General features: G+C 49.5%; 5 protein-coding genes and 2 pseudogenes. 5 read left to right on the plus strand and 2 right to left on the minus strand.

Annotated features, from left to right (window positions below):
* Nucleotides 1-21: 21 nt before the first annotated feature.
* Nucleotides 22-837, minus strand: coding sequence for a nuclease-related domain-containing protein (locus tag NDI52_RS34675; RefSeq protein WP_348257199.1), 816 nt, complete (start codon nucleotides 835-837; stop codon nucleotides 22-24).
* Between the two features lie 488 nt (nucleotides 838-1,325).
* Here NDI52_RS34675 and NDI52_RS34680 point away from each other — a divergent pair, with 488 nt between their 5' ends.
* The 5 genes and pseudogenes from NDI52_RS34680 (at nucleotide 1,326) to NDI52_RS34700 (ending at nucleotide 4,203) form a co-directional block, all read left to right on the plus strand.
* On the plus strand, nucleotides 1,326-1,595 hold the full coding sequence (locus NDI52_RS34680) for a hypothetical protein (protein WP_348257200.1): 270 nt from the start codon (nucleotides 1,326-1,328) through the stop codon (nucleotides 1,593-1,595).
* A 92-nt stretch (nucleotides 1,596-1,687) separates the two neighbouring features.
* A complete protein-coding gene (locus NDI52_RS34685) occupies nucleotides 1,688-2,131 on the plus strand; it encodes a CHAT domain-containing protein (protein WP_348257201.1) in 444 nt (147 codons plus the stop codon).
* 410 nt (nucleotides 2,132-2,541) lie between these two features.
* Nucleotides 2,542-3,036 (plus strand): annotated as a pseudogene (locus NDI52_RS34690) (hypothetical protein).
* 37 nt (nucleotides 3,037-3,073) lie between these two features.
* Nucleotides 3,074-3,526, plus strand: coding sequence for a transposase family protein (locus NDI52_RS34695; protein ID WP_348257202.1), 453 nt, complete (start codon nucleotides 3,074-3,076; stop codon nucleotides 3,524-3,526).
* A complete protein-coding gene (locus NDI52_RS34700; protein WP_348257203.1) occupies nucleotides 3,523-4,203 on the plus strand; it encodes a transposase in 681 nt (226 codons plus the stop codon). The genes NDI52_RS34695 and NDI52_RS34700 overlap by 4 nt, the downstream gene beginning before the upstream one ends.
* On the opposite strand, the pseudogene NDI52_RS34705 reads toward NDI52_RS34700, so the two are convergent.
* Nucleotides 4,200-4,357: pseudogene (locus tag NDI52_RS34705) on the minus strand (IS256 family transposase); the annotation flags it as partial. The gene NDI52_RS34700 and the pseudogene NDI52_RS34705 sit on opposite strands and share 4 nt — an antisense overlap.

Below are 4,357 nucleotides of genomic sequence, written 5' to 3' on the forward strand. Positions count from 1 at the left end.
AGCGGATAAAGGAGGACAGTTCTAGAGACAAACCGGTAAGCCCCCGGTGAGGACGCCCGCCTTTGAGGCGGTCCCACTCATTAAGCCACCGGCTTCGCCGGGGGTGTCTGACTGCTCCTGTTGCATATCCATCACCCGGATTAGGTCAGGGATAGCGATCGCCTTCTCCTCCTGTTCTGGGGTGTCGTCGGGAAAGAGGGAAAGCTGTACGCCGATGCGAACCTCGGGGAAGAGGTGCCAGCGAACCCGATCTATTTGGGCATCGGTCAGCACTTCACCGAAGTTGTAGGTGCAGAGGTTCCAGAGCCGTTGCTGAAATTCCATTGGGTCTACATCCTCATACATCTCGTCCTGGCAGATGACAAGGTTGAGTTGGAGGATGGCTCCCAGGTCGGTGCTGTCGAACTGCTTGCGGGTGATGTTGGTCAGCACCAGGCCGTAGCTGTAGGGGAAGGCGAGTTTGCCTTGATGTGGGCCAGCCCCCTGAACGAGCAGCGGGTCTTGTTCGAGGAGGGAGGCGATCGCCAACGCATAATTCCGTGCCTGGAGCATTGGGTTCTCTACTGTTTTGGTGCCGTCTGCTGTAAGGATTGTGGCGGTGTCGGGGGCGATCGCCTCAATGGTGTTGAGTCTCCAATCCTTGATTTCTAGAACGATGATGCCCCGCAGTGGGTGGAGCAGGATGAAATCAGGGTGGAGGCGTTTTCGGCCTACGGGCACGTCATACCAGAGCAGGTAATCATCTTCTAGCTTGCTCTCTAGCCGCTGAGCAAGACGTCGTTCTCCCGGTGTCATGCGCTGGGAGCAGGTAGAGAAGCTGGGGATGAGGGTTGCCATAGACGCTAGGCAGTTGAATATACCTGGGTTTAGCATGCCCAGATTTAGAGAAAATGCAGTAATTTTAGTTAACCAGCGGGTTTGGGAGATAGGGGATAGCTATTACCTCGACAATAACAATGCAGGTTGATGATAGAAGCAAGAAGTTCTCACCAGGTGATGTGGTTGTATGGTTACTTCACAGTAAACCGGGAATGCCCTCATACCAATACGTGACGCTCCTACACCAGACCCCCCGTAAGTTGGTGTAGGAGCGTCACGAAATGATGTGTGCGCCTTTTAACCTGCATGATTCTTGCCAGAAGCAAAAGGCGATCGCTCTTCTCGTCTTTTAAAGAAACCAGAAATGTAGGAGAAAATTGCTTCTGCACGTCCAGTTCTGGGAAAATCTCAGAAATTGAATCGGGAGCTTTCCCAGAACTGATGAATACTCTAAACCTAGCAATGAACTGGCTCCAGATTTTATCCTGCCAAAGAACTTGAAGAGGGTGATCGCCCAACGACAGAACGGAAGAAGGGGCGATCGCATCAATGAAACTTATGCTCTCAATATCGTCAACCTCTACAGGCCCCCCGTAACAACGCTATTTTCCCCTCACTACCAGGAAGCCTCGCAGCATCTGGTGCACGTTGGAGATGTGCCCGGTGACAACGCTATTTCCCCCCTCACTACCAAGAAGCTCAACGGCTCCTCTGGTCACGGCATTCCCTCCAACTTTGAATGTGAGGAACTACTGGGAAAGTTGAATAGGGAATAAGTGAGGAGATGGAGCGATCGCTCATTCCCCTCTCCTCCATCCCTTTTGGCTATACTGGCTTTAACTCTTCTACCTAGAGCATTGCCTGGGCCATGCCGATCCCCCGCACCGTCCTCATGCTCAGTGCCCACCCTAGAGGCACCGCTCCTCTACGTCTGGACGAGGAGCTGCGCGAGGTAAAAGAAGGGCTTACCAAACGCTCTAAACTCCGAGACAACTTCACCCTTGTCTCTGAACACGCTGTCCGCACCCGTGACGTGCATCGCGCATTGCTCGACTCCAAACCCTATATCCTTCACTTCTCAGGGCATGGGACAGGGGCTAAAGGGCTACTTCTGGAAGATGAGGTGGGTGACGGGAAAGCGGTTTCCGGGGAGGCGATCGCCCAACTCCTTGCTCTGTTTAAGGACTCGCTGCAATGTGTTGTGCTAAATGCTTGCTACTCCGAAGTTCAGGCTAAAGCTATCCATGAACATATCCCTTTCATCATTGGCATGAATCATGTGTGTTTAAGTAATCTTGAAACAAAACGTTAAAGCTTAAGCGGGGTGGATGTTTGCAGGACCGGGTCTGTTTTTGCATTCGGCGGCTGGAGGTAGGACGATCGCTGAAACCCTGGTTGTACCGTTCTGTTCCCCATCGCCTCCTAAACCAGGTTAATAGTTTGTTATGGGGTTTAGTTATTCATAGAAAAAGGGGCGTTTAGAGCTGATTTATAAAGAGAAACTAAAAAGCTGCTGGACAAGGTATCAAATGACAATCATCTTGGGCTCTTACGCAAATTTGGTGAATTGGGGTGCGATCGCTCAAAGAGCTAACGCAAAATCAAGGGTTCAAAGAACTTCTAATTCCAAGATCACCAAATTTGCGTAAGACCCTAACTGTATTGTCGTCTAATACACTACCCATCAAAATTTCCCTGACAAACCATTAGGGCATCTATGATGTGGTACATAACCGGGGCTATATCTATGTTGACACCAGCGACGATACTGCAGACTTTGCGGTGGATGCTATTGAGCAGTGATGGAGGCGCAAAGACCGTCCCCGCCCCACCGACGAGGACAAGTTGTTGGTCTTATGCGATTCAGTCGGCAGCAACGGGCACCGGGTACGCAATTGGAAACAGCAATTGCAATTGTTGGCGGATTGCTACCAGATTGAGGTGATGGTGTGCCATTATCCTTCGAGTGCTTCCAAGTGGAACCCGATTGGGCATCGATTGTTCAGCTTCATCTCGATGAATTGGGCAGGTCAACCCTTGCGTTCGCTCAACCAAATGATGGCTTGGATTCGAGGCACAACAACCCTGACTGGCTTGTGGGTGAAAGCCAGTCAATTGAAGGGGAAGTATCCGACCCGTGTGAAGGTCTCCGATGAGCAAATGGCACCATTGAACCTGACTCCACGTAAGATTTGTCGGCTCTCCATGGATCTGTAGGATAATTGTATAAAGAGGCACGTTTGCGAGGTGAGATATGGACTTCTATCTCGATAGCCTTTTGCACTTACCTTACGTCACAGTCGATGGTTACAAAGAAGTCGATGGGACTGTGGTTTTGAAGCTTAGATATCTTAACGAGACCATCTGCTGTCCTGGCTGTGGTGCCAGCTTAGATGAAATTCATCAGGTGGAATATATTTTGATTCGGGATCTGCCTGTGTTTGGCAAACCCATTTATCTCCAAGTGCCCCGTCGTCAGTTTCACTGTCAAGAGTGCCAGCGATTTTGGACTGAACGGCTGTCCTTTGTGGACTGGCAACATCACTACACACAGCGTTATGAACAAGCGATCTATGAACAAGTGAAGCAATCGAGTATCGAAGTCGTCAGTCGAGTCGAATGGGCCAGTGCCAGCAGTGTGAGGGCAATCTTTAAGGGACAGGCGGTGGCCCGAGTAAAAAAGTCGAGTGCCTGCCCCGACGTTTGAGTCTGGATGAGTTTAGCCAGTATCAAGGCCATCATGGCTTACTAACAATGGTAATGGATTTAGACCAAGCCCAGTTGATTGAGGTGATCAACAGTCACAAACAAAAGGACGTCATGACTGCCCTAGAAGCGTTTGCGCCCGAAGCCAGAGCTAGCGTCGAGGAAGTCAGTATTGATATGTGGGGTGGGTTTACCCATGTGATTGAGGTTCTCTTCCCCAATGCCAAGATTTTCTATGACCGCTTCCATGTGATGGAGCATGTTAATGAGGAATTAAATCAATTACGGCGGCAGATGCACGTCAAGTTCAAGGGATTACCGCATCTGCTATGGAAGAACCGTGAAGCGCTCAGCAATAAGCAGTGGCAACAACTGGATGAGGGATTGAAGGGCTTTCCTTGTTTGAGGATAGTCTATGAGTTCAAAGAAGAACTTAGGCAGATTTACGAGCACGCTCGAACAGTGCAGGGGGCAAAAAGACAATTTCAGCGATGGATACGAATTGCTGGACGGTTTTATCAGAAGTCTGCACAGATGATTGAGCAGCATTGGAGTGGAATTTGCAATTATTTTGAACACCGCACAACCAGTAGTGTGACGGAAGGGATTAACACCAAGATCAAGTTGATCAAGCGGCAGAGAGTGTTTAGATTTTTGTGTAAGCCTTTAGATTTTTAATAGTTGAAGCGTCCTGGAAATAGGATAGCAAAATGAGACAAGGCTGCCTTCCAATTTTTTATCGGTCGATTCCATCGCTTAGCAATGTTGTTCATTGCCAAATACATCAGCTTGAAAACAGACTCCTCATCTGGAAACACAGCCTTGGTTTTAA

The sequence above is a fragment of the Leptolyngbya sp. PL-A3 genome (genome assembly GCF_039962325.1).
Lineage (GTDB): Bacteria > Cyanobacteriota > Cyanobacteriia > Elainellales > Elainellaceae > Vacuolonema.

Bases quoted from the DNA above. Each gene is read 5' to 3' on its own strand.
- NDI52_RS34675 (WP_348257199.1), bottom strand. From the start codon at position 837: ATGGCAACCCTCATCCCCAGCTTCTCTACCTGCTCCCAGCGCATGACA.
- NDI52_RS34685 (WP_348257201.1), top strand. From the start codon at position 1,688: ATGCCGATCCCCCGCACCGTCCTCATGCTCAGTGCCCACCCTAGAGGC.
- NDI52_RS34695 (WP_348257202.1), top strand. From the start codon at position 3,074: ATGGACTTCTATCTCGATAGCCTTTTGCACTTACCTTACGTCACAGTC.